Origin of the sequence: Bradyrhizobium sp. AZCC 1577, from assembly GCF_036924575.1 — a bacterium.
Classification (GTDB): domain Bacteria; phylum Pseudomonadota; class Alphaproteobacteria; order Rhizobiales; family Xanthobacteraceae; genus Bradyrhizobium.
Window position 1 is genome coordinate 7,683,799 of sequence record NZ_JAZHRQ010000001.1, and the last position, 17,996, is coordinate 7,701,794.

General features: G+C 62.3%; 13 protein-coding genes and 1 pseudogene. 6 read left to right on the plus strand and 8 right to left on the minus strand.

Translation table 11 applies throughout. The features are described from left to right. Positions 1 to 8 precede the first annotated feature (8 nt). The 3 genes from V1278_RS36510 to V1278_RS36520 form a co-directional block, all read right to left on the minus strand. A complete protein-coding gene (locus V1278_RS36510; protein WP_334384025.1) occupies positions 9 to 815 on the minus strand; it encodes an aspartate dehydrogenase in 807 nt (268 codons plus the stop codon). Further along, positions 816 to 1,613: an enoyl-CoA hydratase-related protein gene (locus tag V1278_RS36515; protein WP_334384026.1), complete on the minus strand. Its 798-nt coding sequence runs from the start codon at positions 1,611 to 1,613 to the stop codon at positions 816 to 818. It lies immediately after the preceding gene. Positions 1,614 to 1,689: 76 nt separating this feature from the next. Then, entirely contained in the window at positions 1,690 to 3,015 is a 1,326-nt protein-coding gene (locus tag V1278_RS36520) for a Spy/CpxP family protein refolding chaperone (RefSeq protein WP_334366154.1), read from the minus strand. Between the two features lie 192 nt (positions 3,016 to 3,207). Here V1278_RS36520 and V1278_RS36525 point away from each other — a divergent pair, with 192 nt between their 5' ends. Further along, entirely contained in the window at positions 3,208 to 4,182 is a 975-nt protein-coding gene (locus V1278_RS36525) for a ketopantoate reductase family protein (RefSeq protein ID WP_334384027.1), read from the plus strand. 131 nt (positions 4,183 to 4,313) lie between these two features. Then, the gene (locus V1278_RS36530; protein WP_334384028.1) at positions 4,314 to 5,096 is read left to right on the plus strand and encodes an SDR family oxidoreductase; all 783 of its coding nucleotides are present in this window, start codon (positions 4,314 to 4,316) and stop codon (positions 5,094 to 5,096) included. Between the two features lie 92 nt (positions 5,097 to 5,188). On the opposite strand, the gene V1278_RS36535 is transcribed toward V1278_RS36530, so the two are convergent. Next, complete coding sequence (locus tag V1278_RS36535) at positions 5,189 to 5,947, minus strand: aspartate/glutamate racemase family protein (protein WP_334384029.1); 759 nt, start codon at positions 5,945 to 5,947, stop codon at positions 5,189 to 5,191. Positions 5,948 to 6,335: 388 nt separating this feature from the next. Here V1278_RS36535 and V1278_RS36540 point away from each other — a divergent pair, with 388 nt between their 5' ends. Then, positions 6,336 to 7,580: an IS4 family transposase gene (locus tag V1278_RS36540; protein ID WP_334368994.1), complete on the plus strand. Its 1,245-nt coding sequence runs from the start codon at positions 6,336 to 6,338 to the stop codon at positions 7,578 to 7,580. 37 nt (positions 7,581 to 7,617) lie between these two features. Here V1278_RS36540 and V1278_RS36545 read toward each other — a convergent pair whose 3' ends face one another. Beyond that, complete coding sequence (locus V1278_RS36545; RefSeq protein ID WP_334384030.1) at positions 7,618 to 8,301, minus strand: alpha/beta hydrolase family protein; 684 nt, start codon at positions 8,299 to 8,301, stop codon at positions 7,618 to 7,620. 242 nt (positions 8,302 to 8,543) lie between these two features. Here V1278_RS36545 and V1278_RS36550 point away from each other — a divergent pair, with 242 nt between their 5' ends. Then, positions 8,544 to 10,385, plus strand: coding sequence for a di-heme-cytochrome C peroxidase (locus V1278_RS36550; protein WP_334384031.1), 1,842 nt, complete (start codon positions 8,544 to 8,546; stop codon positions 10,383 to 10,385). 100 nt (positions 10,386 to 10,485) lie between these two features. Here V1278_RS36550 and V1278_RS36555 read toward each other — a convergent pair whose 3' ends face one another. Next, entirely contained in the window at positions 10,486 to 10,728 is a 243-nt protein-coding gene (locus tag V1278_RS36555) for a hypothetical protein (protein WP_334366147.1), read from the minus strand. Positions 10,729 to 10,967: 239 nt separating this feature from the next. On the opposite strand from V1278_RS36555, the gene V1278_RS36560 reads away from it, so the two are divergent. Both V1278_RS36560 and V1278_RS36565 read left to right on the plus strand, forming a co-directional pair. Beyond that, positions 10,968 to 11,930 carry an alpha/beta hydrolase gene (locus V1278_RS36560; RefSeq protein WP_334384032.1) on the plus strand — a complete coding sequence of 321 codons (963 nt, stop codon included), beginning with the start codon at positions 10,968 to 10,970 and terminating at the stop codon, positions 11,928 to 11,930. 570 nt (positions 11,931 to 12,500) lie between these two features. Continuing rightward, a pseudogene (locus V1278_RS36565) lies at positions 12,501 to 13,235 on the plus strand (IS110 family transposase); the annotation flags it as partial. Between the two features lie 1,212 nt (positions 13,236 to 14,447). Here V1278_RS36565 and V1278_RS36570 read toward each other — a convergent pair. Together V1278_RS36570 and V1278_RS36575 are read right to left on the minus strand one after the other, a co-directional pair. Then, positions 14,448 to 16,364, minus strand: coding sequence for an adenylate/guanylate cyclase domain-containing protein (locus tag V1278_RS36570; protein WP_334384033.1), 1,917 nt, complete (start codon positions 16,362 to 16,364; stop codon positions 14,448 to 14,450). Positions 16,365 to 16,616: 252 nt separating this feature from the next. Then, complete coding sequence (locus V1278_RS36575; protein WP_334384034.1) at positions 16,617 to 17,687, minus strand: MBL fold metallo-hydrolase; 1,071 nt, start codon at positions 17,685 to 17,687, stop codon at positions 16,617 to 16,619. Between the last annotated feature and the right edge of the window lie 309 nt (positions 17,688 to 17,996).

The following is a 17,996-nucleotide window of genomic DNA, read 5'->3' on the forward strand; positions in this document are numbered from 1 at the left end:
GGAGCCGCTTATGTTCCGACCTGCAGCGGCGAAGTGAGCTTGCGCAGCGCCGCGATTACCGAGAGCGCGGTGATGCGGCCGGTCTTCGGATTTTCCGAGGGAATGTTCTCGATCGACATCGTGAACGAGGCCGAGTCGGATTCGACCCTGATCTGATGGCAATTTCGCGTCACCGCCGGATCGGCCCAGATTTCGATCGTGGTGCGGTCGGGCCCGATGCCGGCCAGCGACAACGCTGCCACGACATTGACATTGGCGGGAAAGGCGGCGGCCGCATCGCGCGCCGAGCCCTTGAAGACACGCAGCGCGGATGTCAGGCCCTCCATGGAGATCCCGTTCTCGACGAGATAAGGCGCGCCGGCGAGACCTCGGGGCGGCTTGCGCGTGACCATCTGCACCGAATGGATAATGCCTTCGGCAGCCGCCGAAACCGCATCGAAGCCGATCAAGGCGCCGGTCGGCACGATGATCTGCCCGCCATGCACCCGGGCCAGATCGACGAGATCGGGTCGCGGCAACAGCGCGCTGGCGCTCAGCACCATCACCTGCTTGCCGGCGGTGAGCATCGGCCGGCAGATCTGGTCGAGAATTTCAGCCGGCGCGCATTCGACGACGAGGTCGGCATATTCGGGCAAGTCATCGAGCGCGATCAGCGGACAGGAGACGCCTTCACGATCGAGCCATGCTTGCGCCTTCGCCTGATCCCTCGTCGCGATCGCCGCCAGCGAGAGGCCCGGCAACCCGTCCGCCAGCTTGCGCGCCACGGCTCGGCCGATCTCGCCCAGCCCGGCAATGGCGATGCGCTTGGAAGACATTTACCCGGCCCCCCAATTCGCCGCCCGCTTCTCCGCAAACGACGCGAGCCCCTCCGACGCCTCCGCCGTCTGGCGCCGCGCCGAGTGCATCTTCACCAGCCGCGCGTAGGCCTCGTCGTCGACGCTCATGCCGCCGAACGAGCTCTCCATCGCCAGCCGCTTGGTTTCCGCCAGCGCTTCCGGACCGTTGGCGAGCAGTTGCTCGACGACCTTCGCGCCTGCCATTTCCAGCTCCGCCAGCGGCACCACCTCATGCACCAGCCCGATGCGGCGGGCCTCCTCCGCGCCGAACCGCTCGCCGGTCAGCGCATAGCGGCGGACCTGGCGGACGCCGATGGCGTCGCAGAGTTGCGGAATGATGATTGCGGCGGTGAGGCCCCAGCGCACTTCGGTGATCGAGAACAGCGCATTGTCGGCGGCGATCACAACGTCGCAGGCCGAGATCACGCCGGTGCCGCCACCGAAACAGCCGCCCTGCACCAGCGCGACCGTCGGGATCGGCAGCGTATTCAACCGCTGCACGGCCTCGAACGTCGCGCGCGACACGGCCTCGTTCTCATCAGCCGATTTCGGCCGCACGCCGTTGATCCATTTCAGGTCGGCGCCGGCCTGGAAATGCTTGCCATTGCCCTTGAGCACGACGACGCGAAGGTTTTGCTTCTTGCCGAGATCGTCCATCGCCGCGAGCACGCCGCCGATCAATCCACCATCATAGGCGTTGTTCACCTCGGGGCGATTGAGCGTGACCGTTGCGACGCCGCGCGCGTCGAGATTCCATAGAACCGGATTGGCAGTCATTCGGCGGCCCTCTGTTCAGCATGTCGTTTATGCCGAACCATAGGCCGGGACCGCAGCCGTTGTCACCGCCGACGATCTATCGGCGGCTACGCCGCTGCATCATGTCAGCCCTGTCGGCAAAGGACGTCCGCCGCGGGCCGATCGCCTCGAACTGGGCTTTCTGCTCGTCGTTCAAGGTCACATAGAAATCATCGAGCGCGGTGCGCACCTGCTTGACCGCCTGCAGCATCACATCGAGCCGCTTGCCGGCCGCCGCAAGCCGCGCCGACGGCGTGGCCCCATCCTCGGGCCGGCACGATGCGCTCAGCATCTCGCTGGCTTTGGTGTTTGCATTCTGCAGGGCTGTAAGGCCCGTGCGTTGCACGTCGGTCGGGCGCAGCCGCGCCTCGACTTCCTCGGTCGGCCATCTCAAGCCCGAGGATTGTGTGATGTCGCAGGCTCGCGCAAACGATCTTCTGCCGCGCCGTTCGGCTTTTCGTTCCTGCTCCTCAGCGACCGCATTCAGCCGCGCTTTCTGCTCGTCATTCAGAAGATCATAGAACTTGTCGAGCGCCGGCTGCACGGTCGCGACGCCCGCGATCATCGCCTCGAGGCGCTGCTGCATCGAGGCGAGCCGGCCAGCGGCTGTCAGCGATATCGAAGTCGGGCACGCCGCCTTGATCTTTTGCGCCGATGTCACCGACGCATTGGCGAGATCGTCGAGCGCCACGCGTTGGGTCTCGGTGGGCTCGATCACCTGTGCGATCAGGTCGATCGGCAGGCCGGCGATTTCGCGGCTGTCGTCACCGCAGAATTGCGCCAGCCGGTCGTCACCAGGAGAGGCACGCGGCGGCAAATAGCCGGCCAAGCCTTCGTAGTCATAAGGTCCGAAGAGGCCGGCATAGATGTCGTCATAGCCATAGTACCAGAACGGCGCGCCGACACCCGGTCCCCACAGCGTATAGTCGTAGATATCGTTGTAGGCGAAAGGCCAGAACAGCGGCCCGACCCAGCCATATCCGCCATTGCCGTGCTGCCACCAGCCACCGCCCCGGGGCCGGCCATATTGCCAGCCCGCCAGCGCCGCGCCCGCGGTCAGGCTGGCGCGGGCGGCGGGATTTCTCAGGACGGCAGTGCTGCGAGCGAGCGCACGCGCGTTCATCGCGCGGCCGCCGGCCGCGGCGCGGTTGATGCGAGGAGCGTGGAACGAGCGGAAACGCGCCGCTCTGCCGTGAAAATGGCCGCCGCCATGATGGCGCGCCCCGAAATGTTTGTGGCCATGACCGCCGCCATGATGTCCATGCCCGCCACCACGACCGCCGCCGTGTCCGCCGCCATGGCCGCCTTTCGCGACGGCATATCCGGCCGCCGACAGCGCGGTCGCGAGAACAATGACGGCAATTCCCAGCCCGAGTTTTGACATGGCACGCCCCACCATCATTGCATCATGAACCCTAACGCGCGTCGATGAACGCCAGCGGAACAGCAAAGTTCCCTCTGGCCGGGGCCGCGCGATCGCGCAACCCACCCTGTCGAACCGAGCCGGTTGCGCCCGAACAAGGCTTGTGAAAACTAGCAACGGCACTCCTTCCCCTCGCAGCAGGATTTTCCATCCATGCGGATTTGCGTTTTCGGTGCGGGCGCCGTCGGCAGCCATTTTGCGGTGCGGCTCGCACTGGCAGGACATGACGTTTCCTGCGTGATGCGGGGAGCGCACCTGGATGCCGTGAAAGCCAGCGGGCTGACGCTGCGGGTTGGAGATGGCGAGTTCAAGGCGAAGGTCAGCGCATCCAGCGATCCGGCCGCGCCCGGCCGGCAGGACGTCGTGATTTGCACGTTGAAGGCGACAGGCCTCTCCAGCCTCGCCGCTGGGCTGCAGCCGCTGCTCGGCAATGACACCGCCGTGGTGTTCGCGCAGAACGGCATTCCCTGGTGGTACGACATCGGGCTCTCGCCAAGCCATCCGCCGGTGCCGGATCTGGCCTTCCTCGATCCCGGCGGACGCCTGCGTGCGGCGATCCCCAGAGAGCGCATCGTTGGCGGCGTGGTGTTTTCATCGAATGAAGTCATCGCGCCGGGCGTGGTCGCGAACCTGTCGCCCGAGCGCAACCGGCTCTTGATCGGCGAGTGCGACGACCGCGCCAGCGAGCGCGTCGCGAAGCTGCGCGCAGCGCTGAACGCAGCTTCGATCGACTCGCCCGAGGTCACGCAGATCAGGGAAACGATCTGGTCCAAACTCCTGACCAACATGTCGATGTCGGTGCTGTGTTTGCTGACCGGGCAGACTGCGCGCGCCGTACGCGACGATCCTGATCTCGCCGACATCGTGCCGCGCCTGCTCGACGAGGCCAACAGCGTGGCGCAAAGCTGCTTTCCACAAGTCAAGCGCGTGACGCGCTCCGGGCCCGCGCCCGACCACAAGCCGTCGATCCTGCAGGATTACGAACTCGGCCGCGCCATGGAGATCGACGTTTTGGTCCGCGCGCCCGCCGCCTTCGCCCGCGCCGCCGGACTTTCGACACCGATGCTCGACATGATGGCCGCGCTGGCGATCCGACAGGCGCGCGACAAGGGGCTGTATGCAAGGTAGGCAATGAGATCCGAGCGTCATTGCGAGCGAAGCGAAGCAATCCATCGCGCCGCAAGCGGAGAAGTGGATTGCTTCGTCGCTTGCGCTCCTCGCAATGACGGTGGGTCGAATCAAGAAGTGGAAACCGCATCATGCATGTCAAAGACAAGGTCTGCGTCGTCACGGGAGCCGCGAGCGGCATCGGCGAGGCGGTGGCGCGCGCCTATGCGGAGGCCGGCGCGCGTGGCGTCGTCGTCGCCGACCTCAAAACCTCGCGCGAGAAGCTCGCCAAGGTCGCGGGCGACATCGACGGGCTGCCGATCACGGCCGACGTCGGGCTGGAGGAGGACATCAAGGCACTGATCGCGGCGGCCGAAGACAAGTATGGCCCGGTCGACGTGTTCTTCTCCAACGCCGGGCTCTCGCGCAAGGGCCAGGAGACCGCGCCTGACGCCGATTGGGAGGTGAGCTGGCGCGTCCATGTCATGAGCCATGTGTTCGCGGCCCGCGCGCTGGTGCCCGGCATGCTCGCACGCGGCTCCGGCTATCTCCTCAACACCGCGTCCGCCGCGGGCCTCTTGGCGTCGCTGAACTCGATGCCTTACGGCGTGACCAAGAACGCCGCGGTGGCGCTCGCCGAGCATCTCGCCATTCAGTACGGCGACCGCGGCATCTGCGTTTCCGTGCTCTGTCCGCAATCGGTGCAGACCGGAATGACAACGCCCGGCCCCAGCGCCGCGCGGATCGACGGCGTGCTGCAGCCGCCGGAGGTGGCACGCATGGTAATCGAGGCGATGGCGGAAGAACGTTTTCTCATCCTGTCGCACCCGCAAGTCGCCGAATACATCCAGCGCAAGGCCTCCAACCGCGACCGCTGGCTCGCCGGCATGCGCCGACTACGCGACAAGATCTACGGCGCGCCGGCTTCCGCATAATCACCGTCATTGCGAGGAGCCACCGGGTCGCGCGAATGCGCGCCCGATGACAGGCTCCGCGACGAAGCAATCCATCTATCCCCGCGGCCGCGCTATGGATTGCTTCGCTTCGCTCGCAATGACGGATCAGGCGGCGCGAACTGTTCCAATAGTCCCGTGTAGCTCTTCGCGCCCGGCGACGCATAGGAGCCCCGCCGGGAGGTCGAGAGCTTCAAACCAGCCAGCGCCTCGGCCTGCTTCACCGCGGCTGCCACACCGTCGACGACGGGGACGCCGAATTTCCGCGACAGTTTTTGCGCGAGATCGGCCATGCCCGCACAGCCGAGCACGACCGCCTCCGCGCGCTTCTCCAGCGCACGGGCAATCTCGGCTTCAAGCTTGGCTTCCGCGCCGGACCCCGGCTTTTCGAGATCGAGCACCGCGACGTCGCAAGCGGTGACCTGCACCCTCTCCGCAAAACCATAGCGGCGCACCAGCTCTTCGAGCGGCACGATCGAGCGCGGCAGCGTGGTGACGATCGCGATGCGTTTTGCGATTTGGCCAGCCGTCACCAGCGCCGCCTCGCAAATGCCTACCACGGGAAAGGGCGCGGCGGTGCGGGCCGCATCGAGCCCGGTGTCGTCGAAACAGGCGATGATACCAGCGTCAGCATCCGGCGCATTCACCAGCGCCTGGATCAGGCCGGGCACGGCAAACGCCTCGTCGTAATAGCCTTCGATCGAGACCGGCCCCATCGCCGAGGTCACGGCGGATATTTCGGTGCCTGCTGCGGCGACAGCGCGCGCGGCGGCGCCGATCGTTTCCGTCATCGAGGTAGTCGTGTTCGGGTTGACGATCAGGATTTTTGTCATGGTCGCATCGTAGTCAAGATGGCGCGCGGCGCAACTCTCTCCCCGGTCGTCCCTGCGAACGCAGGGACCCATACGCCGCGGCCTGCGGAAGAGGCACAAGGAGAGACGGCTTCTTTCAACTACGTGCTCCAGTGGTTATGGGTCCCTGCGTTCGCACTAGGGCATCTACACGTCTTGGGGACGCGACAGATTGACTCGGGGCGGCATGATGTGCGTTCGCCGCAGCGTTTTGTATGATTCTCTCTCTGGCGCTTTGATTCGAAGGAGCGCCAGAGATGCAGCAGGAACCGGATTTGTCCCTGGGTAAGTTTGGAGACGTTCGCCTCGATAAAAGGGGGCGGCGCTTCTCCGGGCTATGCTTTGCACGCGCAGTGTCTGTTTGCGCCAGATGGCGCAGGGCAACTGGGCCGCGAACATGGCGTTCTGGCGGTTTGTGAACAATCCGCAAGTCACGATCGACAAGCTGATTGAAGGCTGGAGCCTGCAGACGTCGATGGCGGTCAGCGGGCGTCATGTGCTGTCGATCCAGGACACCAGCGAGATCAACTTCCACACTCGTCCGGGACATCGGCGCGACTTGGGCAAGGTCGGCAAAGGCAATGCTCGCGGCGTGCTGCTGCATGCCATGATGGCGGTCGATGCCGATAGCGGGGTCTGTCTCGGGCTCACCGGCGGTGAGGTGTGGACGCGCAAGCGCAAGGCCAGGATCGCTCACGAGAAGCGCGCCTTGGCCGACAAGGAATCGGCGCGCTGGGTGACGACGGCTAAGCAAGGCTGCGAGGTTCTGGTCGCTGCTCGTATGATCACCGTCGTCAACGACCGCGAGGGGGATTTCTTTGCTCACTGGTCGCTGACACCCGCTGACAATGTCCACCTCCTGTCGCGCGCCATGCACGACCATGCGCTGGTCGATGGCGGCACGCTTTATCAGGCGGTCGCGCGGGCCCGCTTCTGCGACAAGGCGGTGATCGATCTACCAAAGCGAATGGATCGCCACGGTCGCCAGGCCCACCTCTCCATGCGCCTGGGAACCGTTGTGCTCAAACGACCGCAGCGCCCCGGCGTGAAAGACCTGCCACAGGGCGTCAAAGTCAGCTTCGTGGAGGTCGTCGAGTTGCACCCCCCGAAGAGCGCCAAGCCCATTCATTGGTTGCTCCTGACCACTCATCCGGTCGTCACCGCCGCCGATGCCTGGCGGATCGTCTCCTGGTACAAGCAGCGCTGGATCATCGAACAGCTCTTTCGCTCGCTGAAGAGCCAGGGTCTGCGCATCGAGGATAGTCAGCTCGACAGCGCTGAAGGCCTGATCAAACTCGTGGCGATCGCCACCAGAGTAGCATGTATCGTCATCCAGCTCGTTCAAGCCCGCAATGGCGGCGAACAATTGCAGGTCGAATTTGTGTTCACGCCGGACGAGATCGAAGCGCTCAAGGCCATCAACAAAACCCTGAAAGGCCGCACCGAGCTCCAGAAGAACCACCATCGCCCCAACACTGTCGCCTGGGCGGCATGGATCATCGCAAAGCTCGGCGGATGGACCGGTTACGCCTCTCATCGCCCACCTGGACCAATCACCTTCCACATGGGAATGGCTCGCTTCCAACTCCTCGTATATGGCCCGGCAAGCGTGTAGATGCCCTAGTGCGTTCGCAGGGACGACATCTGAAAGCTTAGCCGACAGCCCGATCCACCCATGCCGCAAACGCATCCAGCGCCTCGTCCATCACCGCGCGATCATTCCGCCCCGAACTCTTCAGCACGTGGAAGGAATGATCGGCGCCATCAAGCAAATGCAGCGCTGCGCGCGATCCTAAGCCCTTCACGACCGGCTCGAGCAGACTCAATTCCGCCAGTGCATCGCGCGTGCCTTGTAAAAACAGCATCGGGATTGTGACGTCGGCGAGATGCCTGGCCCGCTCGCTGGAAGGCTTTCCGGCCGGATGCAGCGGAAAGCCGAGAAACACCAACCCGCGAACGCCCGGCAACGGCGAAAGCGCCTGTGCCTGCGACGTCATCCGCCCGCCGAACGATCGGCCGCCCGCGATCAGTGGCAGCGAGGCAAAGCGCCGTCCAGCTTCCGCCACGGCCGCTCGCACTGTTGCATGCGCAACCGCAGGCGGATCGGGCCGCTTGCCGCCTTTTTCCATGTAGGCAAACTGATAGCGCAGCGACGCAATGCCGCGCTCGGCAAGGCCCGCGGCAACCGTCTCCATCGACCTGTGTGTCATGCCCGCGCCGGCCCCGTGCGCGAACACGTAGCAGGCGCGGGGCTGTGGCGGCTGCACCACCAGGCCGGAAACCGCCTGATCGGAGCCGATCTCGATTCGTAAGCGTTCTGCCGCTTCTGCCGTCATGTGATCTGTCCGACACTTTTCTGCATGATGGAGACTCTATACTGGAAAACGCCCGGCGAAAGATGACCAGCGAGGACCGCATCCCGCGGCCCTCAAGGATTTGGATTTATGGACAGACCTACGGCGCTACTATAAGATGGCATCATATTCAACCGCACGCCGAGGGTGATTCGCCTTGCGGCGTTTTTTGATAACAGACCGATATTGCGCGCCACCGGCGCGGTTTTAACGAGGGGCAGGCCATGCGGGGCAAAAGGATTGCGAAAATTGTGATCGCGCTGGCGGTCGTCGGCATCGGCTACGCCGCCGTCAAGGACGACATCGCCAAGCTCTGGCAGGATCTTCACGTCAAGATCGTGGAGCATCCCACACCGAAGAAGACCGTCTGGCTCGACCAGGGCATCCCCAAGGAAGAGTTGAGCTGGTTCTATCACGCTGATCAGGGAACGCGGACCTTCGGCTTTCCCTATGAGTGGTTCATGGCGCTCGAACAGCCGACGATTTCGTGGCTGCCGTTCACCAAGGTCGGCCTCTTCAGCGACCCCGCCTATCTCGATCGCTACGGTTTCATTGCGGACACCATCATCCCCGGCAAGGAGGCGCTTCCGATCGGATTCGCGAAAGGCGGTCCGATGCTGGACCCGACCGGCGCGCCGTGGAAGAATCCGCGCAACAAGAAGGATATGACCGGCGTCGGCCTGACCTGTGCGGCCTGCCACACCGGCAGCTTCACCTACAAGGACACTGCCGTCGTCATCGACGGCGGCCCTGCCCTCACCAATCTCTTCGCGATGAAGCAGGGCATGGGTATCTCGCTGTTACTGACGCGCTACTGGCCCGGGCGGTTCGACCGGTTCGCCGATCGCGTACTTGGATCGAACTCCACGGTCGATGACCGCGCGACCCTGAAGTATCAGCTCGACCAGGTCCTTGCCCAATACAAGCAGGTCAAGAATCTGGAAGAACGCGTCGCCTCCCAGAGCATCATCGAAGGATACGGACGGCTCGATGCGCTGAACCGGATCGGCAATCAGGTGTTTTCGATCGACCTGAAGAAGCCCGAAAACTACGCTGGCTCCTCGGCGCCGGTGCATTTTCCCAGGATCTGGAACACGCCGTGGTTCGATTGGGTCCAGTATAACGGCTCAATCATGCAGCCCATGGTCCGCAATGCCGGCGAAGCGCTCGGCGTGTCGGCGGAGCTCAACCTGACCGATCCGGTGAAGGGCCTCTACAAGTCGAGTGTCGACGTGAAGTCGCTCGACAAAATGGAGCAGATGATCAAAGGCGACAAGCCGCCGAGCGCGAAGGACAAATTCTCGGGCCTGCAATCACCGAAATGGCCGAATGAAATTCTGCCGCCGATCGACCAGAAGCTGGCCGACAAGGGCGCCGAGCTCTACAAGACCCATTGCCAGGAGTGTCACCGGCCGCCGGTGACAAGCGAGGCGTTCTACAATAACGAGAAGTGGTGGACGAAGAACCAGGCCGGCGAGGCGATCCTCAAGGTCGAAAACATACCGATCTCGCATATCGGGACCGATCCCGCGCAAGCGGAAGACATGGCCAACCGAAAAGTTGCCCTGCCCTCGAATCTCGGAATCACGGACAACAGGTTCGGCTTCGCTCTCAAATATCTGGTCGAGAACACCGTCAATCTCATTTACAGTGAGCACAACCCGCCTTTGAGCGATGCCGACCGCAAGCGCATGGACGGCAATATGCCGAACGAAATCCAGGCCGAGTTAGCCTACAAGGTCCGTCCGCTGAACGGCGTGTGGGCGACGCCGCCCTATCTGCACAACGGCTCGGTGCCGACCATCGACGATCTGCTCGGCGACCCGGAAAAGCGGCCGACGAAATTCTATCTCGGCAGCCGCGAATACGACCCCGTGAAGCTCGGTTACAAGGCCGACCGGATAACCAACGGATTCGAATTCGATACATCCATTCGCGGCAACTCGAACAGGGGCCACGAATTCAGGAAGGACTTCAGCAAGGAAAAGGAGATCAAGGGCGTCATCGGACCGGAGTTGTCCGCCGACGATCGAAAGGCGCTCATCGAATACCTCAAGACGCTCTGAGTCATCCGAGCTGAGTCATTCCAGCGCCTTCGCGGCCGGGCTTCGCCCGGCCGTCGCCACCTGCGCGCCGGCCCGCCGCGTCGGAATCGAACGGCTGGCCTCAACGGCTGGCCACCAGCCGCAAATGCGGCTTGATCGTTTCCTCAAGCTCGGCCTTGAGCTGGTGCACGCGCGGATCAGCCGAGCGCGCTGCGCACAGTGAATATTGGTTGACCGAGCACGCCAGTGCGCGCCGCTCGTCGGCGGTCCGTGTCACTTCCGGGCTGGACAGTTTCAGCACCATCCCGCCGAGTTGCACCAGCATTTCGTCGAGCGCTCGATCCATTCCGGCAATTTGATCCATCGCACCACTCCCTCTGGAAGGAGTAATGATCGGCGCGCCCGGCCGTTCCCCGCGCGCGCTCGGTTAGGGATAACCAGAAGTAAACGGACCGCGATTCTATCGACGCCGCCCGCATATCGGCTTGAAGGAATCATTATCAATTGAGGGATGCGGGCCCCGGTCTGCTCTGGAAAACGCCGCAATTGCGGCGGCCGCGCCCGTTACTTATGGTGCCGCCCTGTTCCGCAACGAGGCCCCGCATGATCCCGCCGCTCGATCCCGTCGTCGCCCAGATCATTCCGCTACTGCCGCTGCGCGATCCCGCGACGATGACACCGCAGAGCGCGCGCGATGCGCTCCGCGCATTGGCGGCCTCGCGCGCGGCAGTTCCGCCGCCTCCGGTGATGAGCACGGAAGACATCAAGGTGAAAGGCGCGGCCGGATTCCTTGCGGCGCGGGTCTACCGGAACTCGAACGAAAAATCGCCGACGATCGTGTTCTTTCACGGCGGCGGCTGGGTTGCAGGCGATCTCGAAACCCATGACCGGCAGGCGCGCTGGCTCGCGATCGAGACCGGCGCCGTCGTCGTCTCGGTCGATTACCGCCGCCCGCCCGAGGTGCGCTTTCCCGGCGCGTTCGAGGATGCCTTCACGGCCAGACAGGACGTCATCGCCCGCATCGCCGAATTCGGCGGCGATGCGGCGCGCGTCGGCATCGCCGGCGACAGCGCGGGCGGCAATCTGGCCGCCACCACCGCGATCGCCTGCCGCGACGCCGGCATCAGGCTATCAGCGCAATTGCTGGTCTATCCCGTCACCGACGTTGCCGGAAGTTTCGCCGACGCGACGGAAAACGCCCGCTTCCCCTCGCGCAGCGAGAACGCAGAAGGCTATTTCCTCACCCGCGCCACTATGGAGTGGTTTTGCGGCCATTACCTCGCCGACAAAACACACGGCACCGACTGGCGCGTTTCGCCGCTGCGCGCCAGGGACCTTGCCGGCGTAGCGCCGGCGATTGTCTGCACCGCGTGGTTCGATCCGCTCCGCGACGAAGGCAAGGCCTACGCCGATGCGCTAAAGGCCGCCGGCGTGCCGATCAGCTATTACGACGGCCTCGGCCTGATCCACGGCTATTTCGGCCTCGGCGAGGCGTCGGAGACCGCGAAGCGAGAAGCGCAGCGGGCGCGGGCGGATTTCAAGGCGCTACTCGAAGCGGGCGTCTAGCGAGGCGTTGCGCTATCCGGTGCTGGCGTGCTGGCGATCCCGGGAAGACTCGAACTTCCGACCTACGGTTTAGGAAACCTTTTTCGGCTCAACAATGTCAATAGCTTAGGTTCGTCGTGTTGCAAATCTGTTGCATCGACCGGCCCATGGCGTGGCCTTGTCTGACCACGCCCCGTCGAAGAGCCCGAACCTGGCCGCCAGGCCCTCGCGCAATCTCCTCCCGCCAGCGTGATCCAGCTCGATCCCGAAGTGGACAGGCAACATCGTTGGCGCTCGCAGTGTACCGCGCTAGGCTCAAGAGCTGACCGCTCACACGATTGCGAAATCCAGATCGCGCGATGCGCATTAGCAGACAATAATGCGCTAATCCCGACAATGAACACGGGACGAAGGTGCCGCAACGTCTCAGCTACGCTCTAACGTCGATCTCTGACGAGACCTTCACGTCGCACATGTGGTCCTTACTTAAATTTCACAAATCCTATCGCTCAATTGAGTTGATTTGCAGCGTCGCCGCTCAAGGTTGTCAACCAATCCGCTCGATGAAGTGCATCAGCATACCGCCTTTTATTCGTCGCAACCAAGACGGCCGACCAGCTCGACTTGCAGGCGCTGCACCGGGTGCGCGAGCGGTTTGTCGGTCAGCGCACGGGCATCATCAATCAGATCCGCGCCTTCTTGTTGGAGCGCGGAATCGCGGTGCGGCAAGGGCTGCGTTTTTCCTGCGGGCCGAGTCGCCAGGCATCCTTGCGACGCGAACCGATGCGCTCTCGCCCCGCATGTTGCACATCCTCGAAGACCTAACGGCAGACTGGCGCCGCCTGGATGCGCGCATTGAGGACTCACCAGCGAGATCGAAGCGTTGGCTCGTCAAGACAAAGGCTGCGAGCGACTGATGTCGGTCCCGGGCATCGGCCCGATTATCTCGAGTGCGATGGTGGCCGCGATCGGCGCCGGCGATGCGTTCTCGAAAGGTCGCGACTTCGGCGCATGGCTCGGGCTCGTGCCGAAGCAGCTATCGACCGGTGACCGCACGATCCTCGGCAGCATATCGAAGCGCGGCAATCGCTATTTGCGCAGTCTGTTCGTTCAGGCTGCTTGGATCGTGTTAGTTAAGATCGGGCCAAAGCATTGGAACCGCTACGGGCTTGAGTCGTGGATCGAGGCCGCAAGGAAGCGCCTACACCACAACGTGCTGATGATCGCGCTCGCCAACAAGGTCGCCCGCATCGCCGGGCGGTTCTTCACAATGGGTGCGCCTTCGGATGCGTCAAGACCAATGAAGCCGCGTACCGACCCGCTTAATCCTCGCCCCGTGCTCGGGACCGTCAAGGCGTGGCCTGGTCACGCTGGCGCGAGAGGCAAGGCACGCGCGACGGCCAACCTTGACGGTCCCTGCGCGCGGCGCATCTCTGCACCTGCAGGTCGGGACGAAGGAACGGCCGCCAGGCACGAACAAAGGAACAGCGCAAAGCCAGGAAGCTATCGATGACATGATCTATACCCTTAACCCGCCGAGTTCTGCGAGAGGATGAGACGACGATGGAGGATCGGTCTTCCCCGGCGCGTGCGAACACTGGTGACCTGAAAGGCCCGACGAGGCCTATCCGCTAATGAGATCGCATGCGCGCTGATATCCATGATGGCCCCCCGGACATGCTCCAGTCTGAGACCGAATACATTGACGCAAGACCGCATCAGCCAGCCTACAAGCCTCTTGCACCGCACGGCCGGACCATACATTCGGGTCAAAGACGGAAATGCTCCCGGCGAGCAGATGTTTTCCGTTCACCCCGCTAAAAGCGGACATCCGGCGGACCGGCCGAGATGCCGGTTCAGTGCCAGACTCAGACATCGCGACTTATTGCTCAAGCTTTCTGCATCACTCAATGTTCGAAAAAGTGCGCGTCGATCGAGAGGCTGGTCCAGTTCATGTTGGACGAACGGATAGTTGCCCCGACATGCTTCCTGTGGCGTTTGTTGGTCGAGCGCGCGCGCAAGGTTCAAGCCATGCAGGAGCGATACCGAGCATTTACGGGCGACGACGCCCGCGAGGCTCGCGGCATAACACTTTTACGAGAATAGCCAGAACAACAAGCGCAATCCGACGCGTTGAAATGGTTCGATGTCGATAGCGGAAAGCGGTATCGCATCGGCTACGGCTCAGTGACGAATGTCCATGAGATTGAACGCTGGGCGCCCTGGTGTTTCGTGCCATCCGGACACAAGTTGCGGGCGGCGTCATGCTTTGCTCAAAAATTGCCTTGGAAACGAACGAGCACGCCGCATTGTCGGTGGTCAACAAATTTCCAGTGGACCTTTGCCGAGCCGATGCACACGTGCCTCGCAGGCGAGCTTACTGAAGTACTTTCTGCTTTTCTATCACCTGAGAAAAGCAGTCGGGCGAACGCAACATCACTTGTCAGATTCGGCGAGTTCGCCCGTTCAATGATGCGCCGCCTCCTAACGAGAAACTCCGGCCAAACAGCCGGAGCTTGTTTCCGGTACCGTAGGGGTTTATCCTTGGGGCAGCGATGCCTTGCGCAAGTCATCCAGCACACGCTGCCGATCAACATCGGATTGGTAGGGCAATACGTATCGAATCTTAGCCAAGCTGACGCTCGCATTCCAGTTTTGCAATCCTGCCACTGCCAGTCTCGCTTCATCAATCTGACCAAGCGAGGCATGACTCGCTGCCCTATATACCAGATCTCTAAACGCTGGCTGGTTGATCTTCGCCAGCTCGTCGACAGCCTCCCGGCTTTTACCGGCCGCGTAGTACGCTTCTGCCAAATAAGTGTGGAACCAGGAGGGATAGCCAGGATCGAGCGCGATCGCTTTGCGAATGGAGTCCAGCGCCTCCATCGGCCGTCCCGCAAAGGTCAAGGTCTGTGATAGATCGACGTATACAATGGCATCGATCGGCGCCATGGCAAGCGTGATCTCCCGCTCGTCAAGCGCGCGGCTGTAATCCTGTTTGCAATAGAAATAGGCCAAAGCCATCAGCCAATGGCCGTGCATCTGCCCAAGCCGTGGGATGTCCTTCCCGGCCATTCCCTCACTTCCGAGGGCGAAGGCGCGCTCAAGATCGCGCCGCGGGTCCTCGCTGAAACCCCGGCGAACATCATTGAGATACGTCCAAGCGAGCTTGATTTTGATGATGGCCGAATCGGGGAACCGCTTTAGCCCCTCAAGGGCGACTTGCCGCGCTTGCTCCAGGTCTTCCTTTGGACCCCGCATGATTAACCCATGAATACGCAGGAAATAATCGTACTCCTGAAGCTTAGTCGCATCCTTGCTCCAAGCGTTTCGGTAATCCGCCGCGCGGATCTGGCCGTGCATACTGCCCACTGAACTGACAATCTTATGGGTGACCGCATCCTGCAAGGCGGCAACATCATTGCCCTCCTCATCGTAACGCTGCGCCCAGACGTGGTGCCCCGATGCCGCCTCGATTAGCTGCGCCGTGATCCGTACCCGATCGCTATCCTTCCGAACGCTACCTTCCAGAAGGTAGCGCGCGCCCAGCTCCCGGCCGACCTGCCGAATGTCGGGGGATTTTCCTTTATACGCGAAGGCGGAGGTGCGCGAAATCACACGAAGCTCCGGGTTTTGCGAGAGCCATGTAGTCAAGTCTTCGGTGATACCATCGACGAAGTACTCAAGCGCCGGATCGCTGCTCATATTTGCAAAAGGCAGCACCGCGATGGACGGTTGCTCGGAAAGCAAACCTCCACGCGAAGGTACCGGCGGCACCGCGGCAGATTCGATCGGTGAGGTTCGGTGCTGCCAATACGCAACGCTTGTCACACCTATCCCAATAAGCAGCGCCGCCGCTATGAGCGAAACGGCGCGCCGCAGCGGCAACGGCGCACGCGAGGTGCTGCTAGGGTGGACACGGTATACCCGCACGGCCTCAGAGATGTTCTTAACGTGCTGCTCGCCAAGAAAGTCGTATCGGAGGGGGAGTTTGTTCCTCACTTGATCAAACACCGCACCGGAGATGTAGACAGTGTTCGGCTCGGCCAAATTCTCCAACCGAGCAGCGATGTTCACTCCCTCGCCGTAAATGTCCCCTTGATCCAAAATGATATCGCCGACATTGATGCCCACTCGAAATTCAATCCGCTTCTCCCTCGGCACATCCACATTGCGTTCAATCATACCGAGTTGGACCTCGGTAGCGCAGCGCAGCGCGTCGACAACACTGGCGAATTTGATTAAAACGCCGTCGCCGGTCGTTTTGACAATCCGGCCTTTATGCTCAGTGATTTTTGGATTGATCAGTTCGCGCCGATGCGCCTTGAGGCTTTCAAGGGTGCCCTCTTCGTCTGCGCCCATTAGACGAGAATAGGCGACCACGTCAGCGGCCAGGATTGCGGCCAGGCTCCGCTCGGCGTGTTTTGGGGTCGTAGATTTATCCGCGCGGGACATGCGAGCCTCCCCTTCTGGAAGAATACACGTATTCGTTCGTCGAGAACTCCGATGGACCAGAGGGGCGCACTTGAACCGCTCCGATCGTGACCTTGCGCCGGCTCTCCCGGCCTCGCCGTGCTGCATCACCGATTGATCGTCATTTCTCTCTCCGAACACAATGCCAACCAAATAGCTGTCGCCTTCGTCCGGCTCGCAATGACCGAGCGTCAAGCATCGGCCATGCTTGCTCAAATCTTGCTAGACCGGTCCTTATGCTCCGAAGACGAACCGAGTTCCCACCGCCGAGTGAATGACCTTATCGCCCAGTTCGTTACGGGCGAGGTCGTAGAATCTGTCTCCGGAGCAGTGGCCGGGGACCAGATAGTCGGGATTGATCTCCTTTAAGGTCGCGACGACCTGTCGGATGTAGTCGTCATTCAGCGGGGGAACGATATGGAAGCCACCGATAACGGCGTGGATGTTCTTGATGCCCGAGACGACTTGCGCCTGCCTGATCGTGTTGATGATGCCGCGATGGCTGCACGAGGTGAGAATGACGAGACCTTTGCCCCTGACCAAAAAGTTGGTCCCGATCTCGTGCTCGAAGTCATCCGGAATGAAAGTGCCAGTATTCTTCGCTGGTGACATCTTGTCCGGGAAGCATCCAAAACCATTGACGATGCCGACCTTCTCCCTGGTCGGTTGCAGCGGCTTTTCCGAGCTTACCTGCGCGATCTTGCCGGTGGTGAAACCATGATCGGCGACGATGGCTGGCCCCTCCGCCATCATCAGCGCTAGGTCTGCGTCCATGATCGCCTCGCGGTCGAGCGCGCCGTATTGCCCGAAGCCACTCTCCCGTGTGCAGAAGCAATCTTCACCGCCGACGAAGAATGGAACGTTCTTCTTGAGCTTGCCCTTGTTCGCGGAAAGAAGTCCGACCATCCCGCCGAAATGATCGTAGTGGCCGTGGCTCAGCACGAACGCATCGAAATTCGCGGGATTTATTTTGAGAATGGACATGTTGTTGATCAGCGTTTCCGGCGTGTAACCGAAATCGACCAGAACGTTGCGCACCTCGTTGCCGCGCTGCGATTCCACATGCATCGAGAGTCCCCACTCGCCGTGCAGCGCGGTGCGCGGTGGCGCATCCGGGGTCAGATTGGCGCCCGTCCGCCGCTCGATTGTGAGGCCATCGCGCTTTTCCGACGGAATGAACTGTATGACCTGATTATCTGTGACGATGCGAACGGCAACCCGGTCGACCTCCGGAACCCTAGACCCGACCGCCTGAGCTCGCGCCGTTCGCGCATTTCCGGCCAACGTGCCGATGAGCGCTGACACGAAGCCCGCGCCGCCGGCACAGAGCAATCCGCGTCGCGATATTGGCGACCGTGGATGACAATTACAGGTACCGAACAGCATGGGCCCACTCCATTCAAGGAACTGAGAAAGGCCGCTTAAGCGCATACGCCTGCGACGACGCGCTGTTGAGGAACCCGACCACCGGCATCGCCCGCCGCTGCGCGCGGCGAGTGGCCAAGCCGTCGCGCCGCCGAGAAGCGCGATGAACTCGCCCCCGTTTCAATTGACCGAATTCATTCGGTCGCCTGCGGTCGCCTGCCAGCCGGGTCTGATCGCAGGTTATCAAAT